Raw genomic sequence first — 12,701 nt, 5'->3', positions numbered from 1 at the left:
TTCTCGTACGCTTGCGCAGGATCCGGCCGGGGGGCGCAGGCGACGCTCGGGCCGAGCGCTACCCCGCTTTGATCAGCGGCGGTCAAGACGCTGCCATACTCGATCCAATCGACCGAAAGCAAACGGCGGTCTACCAACTGTCGTTTCGGTCGAGCTAGGGGAACTGCTGGTGCTGTCCGGCGGAGGACGAAACCCGTCGGGCCACCGAGTGTCCGCGGAGTAGATCACTCCAGTGAGGTCGGCACTTCGCAGATCTGCTCCGGACAAATCCGCTCTCGTCAGATCTGCGCCAGTCAACTTGGCCGCCAGCAGAGCCGCAGTACTCAATCGAGCTTCAGTCAGATTGGCACCTGAGAGATCTGCCTCCGACAGGTACGCACCACTCAGATCGGTCTTCTCGAAATTCGCCCCAGCCGCCGCAGCGTTTCGAAGGTCGGCTCCCTGCAGATTCACTTTTGTGAGATCCGCCCGTTCCAGTCGAGCACTGCGCAATATCGCTGCGGATAGATCTGCACCAGCCAAACTTGCCTCGGTAAGAACAGCTCCGGTGAGCTGCCATCCAGGCATCTTGCAGTCCTGCAGGGCGCACCCCGGGAGAATCGACCTCCAAAACGTTGTCTTGATCGACGACCATGACCGATCGTCACCCTGAGCGAGCTGTCGGCGGTAGGAGATCGACCGCACAATCGATTGACGCACTTCGCGTTCTCCCGCACCGCTGAGGCCGTCCGGCGCATCGACCGGTTCGGGCATCGGAACCCGTATGTAAGCACGGAGCAAATCGACGCAGACCCGACGCTCCTGATCATTTCCGAACGCATGCCAATCATCGGACAGCGCAACGAGGGCGTACACACCCGCCATGCGGACGGCGGGACTGTTGTCGGCAAGCTGGCCCGCGATCGATGTATAGCGATCCCGTAACGCGATCTCTCCTTCGCGTGCAGCCGTCTCGCGATGATGCTTGTCTTCCTGCCTGCGAACCAGATGGCCATTGAACAAGATGAGACAGGCGGCAGTAACCGCACCGGCGCCGGTGAACACGGTTGCGAGCGGTTGCGCCGCAATAGTCCAGAACGCGCGGGTGCTATAGGTCACCGACACCACCGTGACAGCAGCGGCGCCGCCCATCAACAGGATGCTCGCCGCTGCCACAATGATCAACCGCAGCTTCTGAACCCTTTGCGGCTTCAGCCTTTTCCCGCCACGCATGGACATCGTCTACCACGCCGATCGTGGGTCTGCCCAGCGAACGGCATCAACAACTCGACGGCACCACCACCCCGGCCACACCGATCAGCGAACCCGACACCGTTCCCCAGGTCCTGCCCTCGCCCCGCTGCACGACGGCCGGGCGTGCCGAGCGCCAGAGGAATTCGCGTCTGGTAAGTGTTCACGGTTTCACGAACACTGCTATTCGCAGAACCGGGTACTCGACTACCTTCCTCTGCGACAGCTCGTACCGAAAGGATCCACTGTGTCCGGACCGATCCGAATCGCGCTCGCGATCGTCAGCGTATTGGCTGGTGTCGCATTGACTTTCGTCCCTCGAACGCCCGCAGACGCGGCGGGCATCGTGCGCTGGGAGGCGCGGGTCAGCGACCGCGTCCTCGACATCGGCATCTCCTCGCCCAACCTGGAAGACCCCGACTGGTCGGTCAAGGTCGTCCGATTACTGCTGCCACCAGGCTGGTCCAAGGACGCGAACCGCACCTGGCCCACGGTGTGGGTACTGCACGGCGGCTTCGACGACCACAAGTCCTGGACCGACAAGGGCGACCTCGAAGCGCTCACCAAGGACGCGAACGCCATCTTCGTGCTGCCCGAAACCAGTTGGTGCAGTGCCTATTCCGACTGGTACAACAACGGCGCATGGGGCGCGCCCGCCTGGGAGAAGTACTTGCTGGAAGACGTGCGCACCATCCTGGAATCCACCTACAAGGCCAACACCACCCGCGCCATCGCGGGCAACTCCATGGGTGGCCTCGGCGCGATGAAGTTCGCGGCCGAGTACCAGGGCATGTTCCGCTCCGCGGCCTCCTTCAGCGGCAACGTCGACCCGCTGCACGCCTCCGGCGCCCCCGGCGACCCGGACAAGCCGGGCCAGGGCTGCGCCGCCGACTGGAAGCGCGTCTGGGGTGACTACAACATCCCCGCCCAGCGGGCGATCTGGGAGCAGAACAACCCCTACAGCCAGGCCGCGAAACTCACCGGCAAGCCCCTGTTCGTCTCCTACGGTCGCAGCGGCGCCGTCGAAGAGGCGGTCTACCAACAGAATTACCGCTTCGTCGACCGCCTCCAGCAGCTCGGCGCCACCGTCGACGAGCGCTACGTCGAGGGCCACGGCCATGACTGGCCCGCCTGGCGCGCCCAGATGCAGAACGCCCTCGGCATGCTGCTGACATCGGTAGGCGCCTGACCGACCGCACGGCCCCGGCGCCCGCCGGGGCCGTCGCGCTCGATCGCCCCCGGTACCGTCGAGCGCAGGCAGTGTCGCCGACGGAAGGACCTATTCATGACCGACGTCTCCCCCTTCGATCTCGGCGGCCACGTCGCCGTCGTCACCGGCGGCAACTCCGGCATCGGGCTCGGTTTCGCCCGCGGCCTGGCGCGTGCGGGGGCCGACGTCTGCATCGTCGGTCGCAATGCCGAGCGCAACGCCGCGGCCGCCGCCGAGTTGAGCGAGTTCGGCGGCCGTGTGCTTCCCCTCGTCTGCGACGTCGCCGAAGAGCAGCAGATCGTGGACACCGTCGCGCGCGCCGCCGCCGAACTCGGGCGCATCGACTCCTGCTTCGTCAATGCCGGTGTGGCACAGGGAATGACGCCATTCCTGGACACCGACTTGGCGGAGTTCCGCCGCGTCACCTCGGTCAACCTCGACGGCGCCTTCGTCACCCTGCGCGAGGCCGCGAAGGTGATGGTGGCACAGGGCGCGGGCGGCAGCCTCGTCGCCACCGCCAGCCTGGCGGCCAGGCAAGGTGTGCCGCGCGGCCAGTCCTACGCCGCGAGCAAGGCGGGCATCATCGCGGTGATCAACTCGATCGCCGTCGAACTCGGCAAGCACGGCATCCGCGCCAACGCCGTGCTCCCAGGCTGGATCGACACCCCGATGACCGAGCACATCTTCGCCTGGCACCGCTTCAGGGAACGCGTTCAGCCGCGAATCCCCGTGCGGCGCTGGGGATCACCCGGCGACTTCGAGGCGGTCGCGGTCTATCTCGCGAGCCCGGCCAGCGCCTACCACACCGGCGACACCCTGCTGATCGACGGCGGCTACAGCATGTTCTGACAGGCGGCCCCACCGCCCTAGGACGGGCCCGTCGGCACGACCGCCGACGGGCCCGGATGCTCGATCAGCCGATCACATCGGCGATGCGGTCGACCTGGCCGGGATCGGCGCCGTAGCAGTAGAGCATCACCTCGTCGGCGCCGAGATCGGCGAATTGCGTTACGGTCGCGCGGATCTCGTCGGGAGTGGTGCGCAGGCCCGCCACCATGTTGTCGGCCCAGCCGGTGAACTCGTAGTAGGCGCCGATCGCCGCGCGGGCTTCGTCGACCACGGGTTGTGGGCCGAGGGCGACATTGACCTGCGCGACGAGCCGGGGCTCACCATCGCGTCCGTGGTCGTGCCAGGACTTGCGGACGGAGTCGAACAACCCGCCCGCCCAGTTCGGCGGAACCGCGGAGAGGAAACCGTCGCCCCAGCGCGCGACGCGTTCCAGGGCGGCGGGCTTGAAGCCACCGAACAGGATCGGCGGACCTCCAGGACGCACCGGATTCGGGCCGATCGGACCGCACTCCGCGCCGAACGGCTCTCCCGACCACAGGCTGCGCAGGTGCGCGAGTTGCTCGTTCATCCGGCGGCCGCGCGTGCGCAGCTCGACGCCGGTGGCGAGATGGTCGTCGGCGCGTCCACCGACGCCGAGCCCGAGCACCAGCCTGCCGCCGGACATACGATCCAGTGTCGCAACCTGTTTGGCTAGCAGTGCCGTCTCCCGCAGCGGGGCGAGCAACACCTCGGTTTGCACCTTGACGCGACTGGTCGCTCCCGCGATGACCGACAGCGCGACCAATGGCTCGGGATTGTCGTAGACGAGGCGGTCGAGCAAGCCGAGCGTCGAGAACGGTCCCGCGTCGGCACGGCGCGCCCAATCGAGCAGAACAGTGGGGTCGGAGACCGGCAATCCGAGTCCGATATGCATGGATTCCTCCAGAAAAATGGGTGGGCAAACAACACCGCCCACTCCATCGCCTGGATCATCGAGGCGTGGTCTCCCATTCTGCGGCTGTACTTCTGGGGAGCACCAATCGGATTACGGCCACTATAGATTCGCCGCGCCACGCCACGCAAACGGGCACAGCTACTTCATGTACTGCAACAGGCCGAGGTTCGGTTCGAGTGCGCCGTCCTGACCGAGGGCCACGAAGTCCGCTTCCACGGCCGAGCGCTCGAGCTTCCCCGCGCGGACGGCCCGGTAGCGCACGAACGACCAGAGGAAGACGTCGAGGTTGTCGAAGCGGGTGCCGCCTTCGAGCACCTCCTCCTCGTGAAACCACACGGCCACTTGACCGTTGGTGAGCACGACGTACAGATTGCCGCCGCCGTCGGCGCCGATCGAGTAGACGTCGTCATCGGTGAGTTCCGTGGTGTAGTCGGAATCCAGCAACCCGCAGCCGTTTTCGCCGAAGTCGAAACCGTAGGACCAGGAGAAGATGTCCAGGAACTGCGGCAGGCGGCCCGAGCGCACCCGGCGGTCGAGCGCGGCCAGCGCCGCGGCGTCCGCGGGAGCGAGGCGCGCGAGAAACGGTGTCACCGGCCGGGTTTCCTCCGGTACCTGGACGGGAGTCGCATCGGAGAACCACCGCGCCAGGTCGGCGTCGAGGTCGCGATCGGTGTAGCCGACGAGGTCGGCGAGAGTGAGGGTCACGCGCGGATTGTAGAAGCAGCCTCGGACATACGATCAGGGGCAACCGGTGGCCAGGGGCCCGCCGCGCAGCGCGCTGTCGATCAACTCCTGGAAAGCGCCGTCGATCGGTTCGTCGGCGTGCGACACCCGGCGGCCCGGGCAGAACGATTGCACGCTCGCGTTGTTCGCGCCGGGCAGCGGTTCGCGCTCCTCGCCCGCGTCCTCGGAGAACAGGTGGTAGGCGGGCAGATCAGGGGGAATCGCCGGTGCGGTGTTGAGCGCGGTGAGGAACGGCGAACCCGGGCTCAGGTCGCGGCAGCCCGGATAGAAGGGGGAGCACAGCAAGGCCAGAACCACGCCGTTCTCCGGTGTGCCGAAATCGACGTAGGTGTCCACCGACTCTCGCCCATCGAGAAACTTCACGTAGTGGCGCTGGGCCAGACCGCCCATCGAGTGACCGACGAGATCCACTCGCGCCGAACGGGTTTCGCGGCGGATCTCGGCGACCTCGGCCGCGACGGCCGCCGCCGACTCGACCAGCGGTGCCGTCGCGGCGGGCGTGCCCGGCAGCACCATCGCGTACGCGGTGTAGCCGCGCGATTCCAGCCACGCCCGCAACGTCTCGAGCTTGCCGACGTTCGCGTCGAACCCGCCGATCACCAGGACCGGGTTCCGCGCGGAACCGGGAACCGGCTCGGCGGCGGCGGACCCGACCACGACGCCGAGAACGAGCACGACCGAAACCAGACGGGCGAGCAGCTTCCGCAGGGTATCCATCGACCTGCTTCCTCGAAGAGGCGAAATGTCGGTGGGGACAGTAGTGGACGCGCGCCGGTCACCCGCGGACGGCCCGCCCGAGCATCGGCTCCACGCCACAGCGCTCGTGCGGGGACAGCGGGCGGCCTCCGGCGAGGTCTACTTCTCGGCGATCCGCTGGGCGGTCGCGTACGCCAGGTGCAGGAAGTCGGCACCGGCCAGCACGGCCAAGGACTCCCCGATCATTCGGGTGGTGCGCGGCGCGAAGACGTGGCCGACGGTGAAGCCGGTGACCACCCACACGTCGAAGCAGAACGGGCAGGTCAGCAGCTGACCGATGCTGTGTGCGACGCCGTCGTCGGCTTTCGGCCGCTCCATCACCTCGCCGGGGCCACCGTCGCCCGCGGGCCGCGTGAACGGGGCCCGGAGCGGTGCGACCACAGCGTCTTTGGTGACGGTACGGGAGAGCTTGTGCGCCGCGAACGCGGTCGTCACCAAATCCTGCACGCACATGGCCTCCGGAAGCTTCCGGTGGGTGAGCCTGCCGAGGACAGCCACCGCGACCACGGTGATCGCGTAGATCACCAGGGTCGCGAGATAACCACTCCGCGATCGGTTGTCCTCCGTCATGAACGCACCATCCCGCAGCTCGTCGGATTCACACCGCCTCTATGGCCTACAGCCATGCTAAGCGCACAACCGGTCCCGATATCCGACGTTCGCCCCGTTGGTCTCCGGTCAGGGCGCGATGCCGGTGAGGGCGAAGAACTCCTGACGCGAGCGGGGATCTTCGCGCAAGCTGCCCAGCAGGGTGGAGGTGACCGTCGTGGCGCCGGCCGCTTGCACGCCGCGCAATGTCATGCAGGTGTGCTCGGCTTCGATGACGACCCCGACGCCCTTGGGTTGCAGGTGCTCGGCGAGCCAGTCGGCGATCTGTTTGGTGAGTCGTTCCTGGACCTGCGGGCGGCGGGAGAAGTGCTCGACGATGCGGGCGAGCTTGGACAGCCCGAGGATGCGCTGGCCGGGTAGATACCCGACGTGGGCGATACCGACGAACGGCAGCAGGTGGTGCTCACACACCGACCGCAACGGGATTCGGCGGGCGAGGACGAGCTCGTCGTAGCCCTCGTCGTTGGGGAAGGTGGTCAGGTCGAACGGGCGAGAGGTGAACAGCTCGGCGTAGGCGCGAGCCATGCGACCGGGGGTGGCGTGCAGGTGATCGGCGTCGAGATCGACGCCGAGCGCGAGCAGGAAATCCCGGGCGGCGAGTTCGGCCGCGTCCAGATCGAGGGTGGTGTGGTCGTGAACGACGCGGAGGGCGGCGCGGGTCATGTCTAGTCGGCTCCGATGCCCAGGGCGGTGAGCAGGACCAGGACCACCGTGGTGACGGCCAGGACGCCGTGCGCGCCGACGATCGCGACCGGGAAGTGCCGTTCCGGCGGAGCGGAGTCGCCGGCATTGGCCGTGCGGGCGCGGTAGACCGGCAGCCAGCGCAGGAGCATGGCGAATCCGAGGGCGGCGACGGGGACCAACAGGGCGAACGCGATCCAAGCCAGCGCCGTGGCGTCCGCTACCAGGTAGACGATCCAGACGACGAGTCCTGCCGCGGCGAGCAGGAAGTGACCGAAGACGACCGGTGGCGGCAGGTGGCTGGCGGTTGGTTGTCGCGCGCCGCCTTTGGCGATCCAGGTGGCGAGCAGGACCGAGCCGCCGCCCGCGGTCAACAGCCAGGTGATCAGTGCTGCGATGCCCATGATGTGCTCCTGCGGATGAGGTGGGAAGGCGATATCAGCGTGGGAATCCGGCGGCTCGAGCGGTGTCGTCGACCATCCGGGCTCCCGTTCGTAGTTTCGCCAACGATTATTGGCGTTATTCGTGACGGAGGTCAAGCACCTGGATCATCGTGCTGCCTGCCCCATAAAAACTGCTCGAATTGGCGTATCGTGGTCGCGTGACCACTGAATCGGCCATCGGCGCGGTCGCCGTACTCGACGATGAGCTGCGGCGGCGCATGTATTGGTTCATCCGGCGGGCCCACCATCCGGTGACCCGCGACGAGGCCGCCGCCGAAGTCGGGATCTCGCGGAAGCTGGCCGCGTTCCATCTGGACAAGCTCGTCGACGCCGGATTGTTGCGCGCACACTACGAGGCGGTCGGCGGCGTTCGACGTGTCGGGCGCGCCCCCAAGGTCTACGAGCCCACCGACGTCGACGTTCGGGTGAGCATCCCGGAGCGCCGCTACGAAGTGCTCGCCGAGATCCTGATGGACGCCGTTCTCGGTGAAGGCGCCGACGAGACGGCCCGAGACGCCGCGATGCGGGTCGCCGGCCGTCGCGGTGCGGACATCGGGCGCGCCGAGCGGGATCGCGTCAAACCCGGTCGGTTGAGTACCGAGCGTGCGCTCACCCTCGTGCACAGCCTGCTCGGTGAGTACGGCTTCGAACCGAGCCGGGAATCCCCGTCCTGCGTCCGGCTGCGCAATTGCCCGTTCCATCCACTGGCGCAGACCGCGCCGGAATTGGTGTGCGGTCTCAACCATGCCTTCCTCTCCGGTGTCTTGACCGGGCTGGAGGCCGCGAGCGTGCGAGCCGCACTGGTGCCGCGCGCGGGCGAATGCTGCGTCGAATTGCACTCCACCACGGATTGACGGCCGTTCGGGCAACGACCTCCAGGGTGCTGATTCGCCCTGGAGGCCGATTCTTTCCAGTGATCACATCATCATCGGCATGCCGGGAAGCATGTTGAGCAGACCCATGAACATGTCCATCATCTGCATGCACATACCGGGCATCATCATCGCGATCACCTCCTCGGGTCCCGCGAATCGTCGATCAGATGCCGCCTACCCATGATCGCCGCGAATATGCGGCAAATTTCGGCGCCGAACTACCGGCTCGGGACTCCCGCAGTCAGTCGATTGGTGGGATGTTTGCGAGATGCGGCTCGAGGGATACGGCGGCTCCGATCCGGCGTGGGCTAACCGAACAGAAACGCCGCTACCATTTCGCTGGCGTCGCGCAGGCGGGTGGCGGCGTTGGGCGTGCGCTCGAAGACCCAGACGCCCTGGAGGAAGACCAGCAGGAACCGGGCCAGCGCACGTGGGTCGCGGTCGGCCGCCAGTTCGCCCTGCGCCTGGGCGCGCTCGAACGCCGAAGCGAAAATGGTTTCCCAGCTTGCCCAGCCGGATTCGACCAGTGCGGCGATCTCGGGGTCTCGGGCGGCGAGCTCGACGGCGGTATTGGACACCAGGCAGCCCAGGTAGCGGTGTTCGTCGCAGGCTTCGGAGACGAAACGGCCGAGGAGCGCTCGGATGGCGGGTACGGCCGGGCCCGGTTGGGAGAGCGCGCCGGTGATCCGCTCGTCGGCGAGTTGCAGATAGCGTTGCAGCGCCTTGCTGAACAGTTCGTGTTTGCAACCGAAAGCGGCGTAGATGCTGGCCTTGCCTATGCCGAGATGCTCGACCAGATCGGACATCGAAGTCGCTTCGAACCCGCGCTCCCAGAACAGATCCATGGCGAGCTCCAAGACGACATCTGGGTCGAATTCCTTGGTGCGCGCCATGTTTCGACATTCCTCCCTATTGCGACCGATCGGTCGATCATGTGCGCCTCGGCCGTCACGCCCAACCGTTGACATGTAAACCTACAGAACAGGCACTTCGTATCAGAAGTTCACTATCGGCCGTGCTCGTCGGACCGACCGGTTCGGCTACGACCCTGTTCGCGAAGGGTCCATGTCGGCGGCGCTCAGACCCTCGGGCCGCCGCCACCGTAACCGTGGTTCCCACTGCCCGCCGGACCACCCCCGCCGGGTCCACCCGGCCCCGGCGGGTGCGCGCCACCGTAGCCCGGACCCGGCCCGCCCGGCGCCCGACGGTTGGACCGGCGCGTCACCAGGACGACGATCAGCGGAATACCGATCACGACCACCGCGACCACGCCGATGATGGCGAACCAGATCAGATATCGGACGAGTTGCAAGGATTTGCCCGACTCGGGCGGCGGCTCCGGTGCGGGGTTGCCGACTTGCGCCAGAACGTCGAGGGCTGTCGCGAGAATCATTGTGGTGCTACCGATCTGCTCAGCGGGTCCTCGGCGAATCGTACGGCGTCCAGGAACGGTGTGGATGTCGTTCGGCCGTGGAGCTGAATCGAGCGGGGGTCAGGAGAGGAACGGCTTGGCCCAGTCGGCGAACCGCTCCCCCAGCTCCGCCTGTGCCGCCGCGAGTACAGCTGCCGGGTCGCCCGCCGGCGACAGGCCGAAGTTCTCGTCGAGCCAAGCGACGAACTCGTCGTGGCAGTCGCTGTGCGCCTCGTCCTCTCCGCGATAGAAATACACCTCTTCCCAGTCCACTCGGATCTCCGAGTCGAAGCCGAGGAGCTGGAACAACTCCCGCACGTGGCGGGCGACGACGTACTCCCCGCCTTCGTCCCCGAAGACGACGACGGGCAGCGTCGCCAGGTCGGCCCGGTCGTCGAGACGCCACAGCGCGTAGAACGAACCGGAACCGTTGGCCTGCGCGAAGGGAATCAGCCGGTCGGTGAACTCCGAGTCCTTGGACCAGCCCGCGACCAAGCCGGAGATGTCCCCGAAGTCCGTCAGACCGAATCCGTCGGCGTAATTCTCGTAGCCGAGCCTGTCCTGCAAACCCATCAGCAGGTTGAGCTCCTCGACAGGCGAGTACGGGCTGTTCAATGCGTTCTCCAAGCAGACACGTCGGGCAATGTCGTTGCGGCTCGCGGGGTTTCGATGCCGAGCGATCGCCCGTGGACCACGCTCCAAGATCCTAATCTCACTTGGTCCGGGACCAGCAGCGACGACCGGCCCGTGCGGAATGACGCTCCTCCCAACAAACGCATTCATGACAACGTCATTGACTGACGTCGCGACCACGGACATCACCACGACCGCCGTCGCGGTCGATAGCGCCACCGCGGGGACCATTCCGCTGTACTCGACCCGCAGCGGACGGCGCGGACGAACAGATGCCGAGCCCGACATCGGCACACTCGTCGTCCTGCTCCGGCTTCCCACCGCTGACCGCGATCGCACCGACAACGACATCGCCACGCCGGATCAAGCGAGAGCCCGCGCCCGCCACGATCGGCGTGCCCGCCAGGTGATCCATCTGCGCGAACAGCGCGGGCCATGCCTGCTGCAACCGCACCAGCTCGCTGCCGTCGCGGTGAAACAGCGCCACGCTCGACGCCTTCGCCGGGGCGATACGAGCCGACAACGGCGGCGCACCGTCCATGCGATCGAGGACCTGAAGGTGCCCGCCGTCGTCGACGATCGCGACGGTGATCCGCGCACCCAGTTCTGCGGCACGTTCGCGCACACGGGCGCTGACGACTCGGGCTTCGTCGAGAGTGAGTGACATCGATTCCGCTTTTCCTTGGTTCGACCAAACTTGGGCGGACCAAGAATACTTGGATTCCTTGGGAGAACCAAGGGAATGCCTACACTGCCTGCATGGCGATCGACGAAACACCCGCACGGCTACGAACCAAGCCGAGCTGGCTGATCAGCAAAGTGTCGGCTCGGGCGCATCGGCTCATCGCAGAAGCGATGGCCGATGCGGGCGGTCGCGCCTACCACTTCGCGATCCTCGCCGCGCTCGACGAATTCGGTCCCGGCAGCCAGGCGCAGATCGGCCAGCGGTGCGCGATCGACCAGAGCGACATGCACACCATGGTCAGCGAGCTGGCAGAACAAGGTCACGTCGAGCGGTTACCAGACCCCAGCGATCGACGCCGCAATCTGATCACCCTCACACCCGGGGGACGACGCCGACTCGACGAACTCGACACGGCCCTCTCGGCAGTACAGGCCGAACTCTTCCACGCGCTGTCGGCCGCCGAACGCGACCATCTCACTCTCCTGCTCGCCCGCGCCCTCGATTAGCACTCCACCGGTGCGGTTGTTCACCCAGCGCCGGCAATCGATCTCAGGCGCTCGTACCACCGCCCGTACGGCAGTCGGCTCGGACGTGTCCGCAGCGACCACTGGCGAATTAATTCAACCAAGTGGTTGACCATCAGACCTTGCGGGGCGCATACTCAACCATGTGGTTGAACAAGAATCCGAGCGGCTGGACGCGCTGTTTCACGCGCTGTCGCACCCCACCCGGCGGGCCATGCTGCGCAGGCTCGCCGAGGGGGCGCACAGTGTGGGCGAGTTGGCCGAGCCGTACGCGATGACACTGGCCGGGGCGTCCAAGCACATTCAGGTGCTCGAGCGCGCGGGGTTGGTGCGGCGGACGGTGCGCGGCCGGGTTCATGTCTGCCGCCTCGACGCGCGGCCTATCCGGGACGGCGCCGAGTGGATGCGCTTCTACGAGCGCTTCTGGACCGAGCGGCTCGACAGGCTCGAAGAACTACTCCGAACCGAGGATGAATCATGACGGCACAACAGATTTCCGGCTACGGCACGGTGACCGAACCCGGCGCGGTGCGCATGGAGCGACTGCTGCCCGGCCCCATCGAGCGGGTGTGGCGATACCTGACCGACGCCGAGCTGCGGCGCACCTGGCTGGCGGGCGGCGAGATGGCGGAGGCGGCGGGCGGCGAGGTCGAACTGATCTTCCGCAACTCCGAACTCACCGGCGCCGACGATCCGGCGCCGCCGCAGTACTCGAACGAGCACCGGATGCGGGGCGAGGTCCTGGCCTGGGACCCGCCGCGGCTGCTGTCGTTCACCTGGGGTGACGGGTCCGAGGTCACCTTCACGCTGGAGCAGGTCGGCGAACAGGTCCGCCTGGAACTCGACCACCGCAAGCTCCCCGACCGCGGCGCCCTGCTCAGCGTCTCCGGCGGCTGGCACAGCCACCTCGACCTGTTGGTCACCCGGCTCTCGGGCAGCACTCCGGAACCGTTCTGGCCCAAGCTCGCTCGGCTCGAGGCGGAGTACGCCGAGCGCATCCCGGAGTAGCGGGTCCGCGTTTCGCGCTCGAACGGACGCGCGCCGAGGTCGGCGACCTGTCGGCCCGGACCGATACCGCGGTCGCGACAACCGGTCACGACCGCGGCTCGGTGTGCTG

Annotated in this window: 17 protein-coding genes; 6 read left to right on the top strand and 11 right to left on the bottom strand. The window is 66.9% G+C overall.

All coding sequences use genetic code 11. The features are described from left to right. Positions 1-72 precede the first annotated feature (72 nt). The gene (locus FB390_RS18210) at positions 73-1,218 is read right to left on the bottom strand and encodes a pentapeptide repeat-containing protein (RefSeq protein WP_141810012.1); all 1,146 of its coding nucleotides are present in this window, start codon (positions 1,216-1,218) and stop codon (positions 73-75) included. A 259-nt stretch (positions 1,219-1,477) separates the two neighbouring features. On the opposite strand from FB390_RS18210, the gene FB390_RS18205 reads away from it, so the two are divergent. Together FB390_RS18205 and FB390_RS18200 are read left to right on the top strand one after the other, a co-directional pair. Beyond that, positions 1,478-2,419: an alpha/beta hydrolase gene (locus FB390_RS18205; protein ID WP_246124086.1), complete on the top strand. Its 942-nt coding sequence runs from the start codon at positions 1,478-1,480 to the stop codon at positions 2,417-2,419. Between the two features lie 96 nt (positions 2,420-2,515). Further along, entirely contained in the window at positions 2,516-3,289 is a 774-nt protein-coding gene (locus FB390_RS18200) for an SDR family NAD(P)-dependent oxidoreductase (RefSeq protein ID WP_141810010.1), read from the top strand. A 64-nt stretch (positions 3,290-3,353) separates the two neighbouring features. Here the strand turns inward: FB390_RS18200 and FB390_RS18195 are convergent, their stop codons facing one another. The 6 genes from FB390_RS18195 to FB390_RS18170 all read right to left on the bottom strand — a co-directional run bounded on the left by FB390_RS18195 (position 3,354) and on the right by FB390_RS18170 (position 7,417). Continuing rightward, positions 3,354-4,202: an LLM class flavin-dependent oxidoreductase gene (locus FB390_RS18195; protein WP_141810009.1), complete on the bottom strand. Its 849-nt coding sequence runs from the start codon at positions 4,200-4,202 to the stop codon at positions 3,354-3,356. 159 nt (positions 4,203-4,361) lie between these two features. Further along, complete coding sequence (locus tag FB390_RS18190; RefSeq protein ID WP_141810008.1) at positions 4,362-4,928, bottom strand: hypothetical protein; 567 nt, start codon at positions 4,926-4,928, stop codon at positions 4,362-4,364. Between the two features lie 33 nt (positions 4,929-4,961). Then, positions 4,962-5,684, bottom strand: a complete 723-nt coding sequence (locus FB390_RS18185) for an esterase/lipase family protein (RefSeq protein ID WP_141810007.1) — start codon at positions 5,682-5,684, stop codon at positions 4,962-4,964. A gap of 138 nt (positions 5,685-5,822) precedes the next feature. Beyond that, positions 5,823-6,293 carry a DUF1360 domain-containing protein gene (locus FB390_RS18180; RefSeq protein WP_141810006.1) on the bottom strand — a complete coding sequence of 157 codons (471 nt, stop codon included), beginning with the start codon at positions 6,291-6,293 and terminating at the stop codon, positions 5,823-5,825. A 108-nt stretch (positions 6,294-6,401) separates the two neighbouring features. Continuing rightward, on the bottom strand, positions 6,402-6,995 hold the full coding sequence (folE, locus tag FB390_RS18175) for a GTP cyclohydrolase I FolE (RefSeq protein ID WP_141810005.1): 594 nt from the start codon (positions 6,993-6,995) through the stop codon (positions 6,402-6,404). A gap of 2 nt (positions 6,996-6,997) precedes the next feature. Continuing rightward, on the bottom strand, positions 6,998-7,417 hold the full coding sequence (locus FB390_RS18170) for a hypothetical protein (protein WP_141810004.1): 420 nt from the start codon (positions 7,415-7,417) through the stop codon (positions 6,998-7,000). Positions 7,418-7,614: 197 nt separating this feature from the next. On the opposite strand from FB390_RS18170, the gene FB390_RS18165 reads away from it, so the two are divergent. Continuing rightward, positions 7,615-8,310, top strand: coding sequence for a helix-turn-helix transcriptional regulator (locus FB390_RS18165; RefSeq protein WP_141810003.1), 696 nt, complete (start codon positions 7,615-7,617; stop codon positions 8,308-8,310). Positions 8,311-8,639: 329 nt separating this feature from the next. Here the strand turns inward: FB390_RS18165 and FB390_RS18160 are convergent, their stop codons facing one another. The 4 genes from FB390_RS18160 to FB390_RS34865 form a co-directional block, all read right to left on the bottom strand. Beyond that, positions 8,640-9,224 carry a TetR/AcrR family transcriptional regulator gene (locus tag FB390_RS18160; protein ID WP_141810002.1) on the bottom strand — a complete coding sequence of 195 codons (585 nt, stop codon included), beginning with the start codon at positions 9,222-9,224 and terminating at the stop codon, positions 8,640-8,642. A 185-nt stretch (positions 9,225-9,409) separates the two neighbouring features. Beyond that, positions 9,410-9,724, bottom strand: a complete 315-nt coding sequence (locus FB390_RS18155) for a hypothetical protein (protein ID WP_141810001.1) — start codon at positions 9,722-9,724, stop codon at positions 9,410-9,412. A gap of 99 nt (positions 9,725-9,823) precedes the next feature. Then, positions 9,824-10,369, bottom strand: a complete 546-nt coding sequence (locus FB390_RS18150) for a hypothetical protein (RefSeq protein ID WP_221639291.1) — start codon at positions 10,367-10,369, stop codon at positions 9,824-9,826. Between the two features lie 163 nt (positions 10,370-10,532). Then, complete coding sequence (locus tag FB390_RS34865; protein WP_141810000.1) at positions 10,533-11,042, bottom strand: GlcG/HbpS family heme-binding protein; 510 nt, start codon at positions 11,040-11,042, stop codon at positions 10,533-10,535. 92 nt (positions 11,043-11,134) lie between these two features. Between FB390_RS34865 and FB390_RS34640 the strand changes: the two genes are divergently transcribed. The 3 genes from FB390_RS34640 (at position 11,135) to FB390_RS18130 (ending at position 12,592) form a co-directional block, all read left to right on the top strand. Next, on the top strand, positions 11,135-11,566 hold the full coding sequence (locus FB390_RS34640; RefSeq protein WP_141809999.1) for a MarR family winged helix-turn-helix transcriptional regulator: 432 nt from the start codon (positions 11,135-11,137) through the stop codon (positions 11,564-11,566). A 163-nt stretch (positions 11,567-11,729) separates the two neighbouring features. After that, a complete protein-coding gene (locus FB390_RS18135) occupies positions 11,730-12,065 on the top strand; it encodes an ArsR/SmtB family transcription factor (protein ID WP_185757072.1) in 336 nt (111 codons plus the stop codon). Continuing rightward, positions 12,062-12,592 carry an SRPBCC family protein gene (locus FB390_RS18130; RefSeq protein ID WP_141809997.1) on the top strand — a complete coding sequence of 177 codons (531 nt, stop codon included), beginning with the start codon at positions 12,062-12,064 and terminating at the stop codon, positions 12,590-12,592. Before FB390_RS18135 ends, FB390_RS18130 begins: the two co-directional genes overlap by 4 nt. The last annotated feature ends 109 nt before the right edge of the window (positions 12,593-12,701 follow it).

The sequence above is a fragment of the Nocardia bhagyanarayanae genome, from assembly GCF_006716565.1.
GTDB classification, from domain to species: domain Bacteria; phylum Actinomycetota; class Actinomycetes; order Mycobacteriales; family Mycobacteriaceae; genus Nocardia; species Nocardia bhagyanarayanae.
The sequence above is the reverse complement of the archived record's forward strand: the minus strand, read 5'-3'. Positions and strand labels throughout refer to the sequence as shown.

Coding starts and splice junctions, on each gene's coding strand:
- FB390_RS18210 (WP_141810012.1), bottom strand. CDS start 1,218: ATGTCCATGCGTGGCGGGAAAAGGCTGAAGCCGCAAAGGGTTCAGAAG.
- FB390_RS18200 (WP_141810010.1), top strand. CDS start 2,516: ATGACCGACGTCTCCCCCTTCGATCTCGGCGGCCACGTCGCCGTCGTC.
- FB390_RS18195 (WP_141810009.1), bottom strand. CDS start 4,202: ATGCATATCGGACTCGGATTGCCGGTCTCCGACCCCACTGTTCTGCTC.
- FB390_RS18185 (WP_141810007.1), bottom strand. CDS start 5,684: ATGGATACCCTGCGGAAGCTGCTCGCCCGTCTGGTTTCGGTCGTGCTC.
- FB390_RS18180 (WP_141810006.1), bottom strand. CDS start 6,293: ATGACGGAGGACAACCGATCGCGGAGTGGTTATCTCGCGACCCTGGTG.
- folE (WP_141810005.1), bottom strand. CDS start 6,995: ATGACCCGCGCCGCCCTCCGCGTCGTTCACGACCACACCACCCTCGAT.
- FB390_RS18170 (WP_141810004.1), bottom strand. CDS start 7,417: ATGGGCATCGCAGCACTGATCACCTGGCTGTTGACCGCGGGCGGCGGC.
- FB390_RS18160 (WP_141810002.1), bottom strand. CDS start 9,224: ATGGCGCGCACCAAGGAATTCGACCCAGATGTCGTCTTGGAGCTCGCC.
- FB390_RS18155 (WP_141810001.1), bottom strand. CDS start 9,724: ATGATTCTCGCGACAGCCCTCGACGTTCTGGCGCAAGTCGGCAACCCC.
- FB390_RS34865 (WP_141810000.1), bottom strand. CDS start 11,042: ATGTCACTCACTCTCGACGAAGCCCGAGTCGTCAGCGCCCGTGTGCGC.
- FB390_RS34640 (WP_141809999.1), top strand. CDS start 11,135: ATGGCGATCGACGAAACACCCGCACGGCTACGAACCAAGCCGAGCTGG.
- FB390_RS18130 (WP_141809997.1), top strand. CDS start 12,062: ATGACGGCACAACAGATTTCCGGCTACGGCACGGTGACCGAACCCGGC.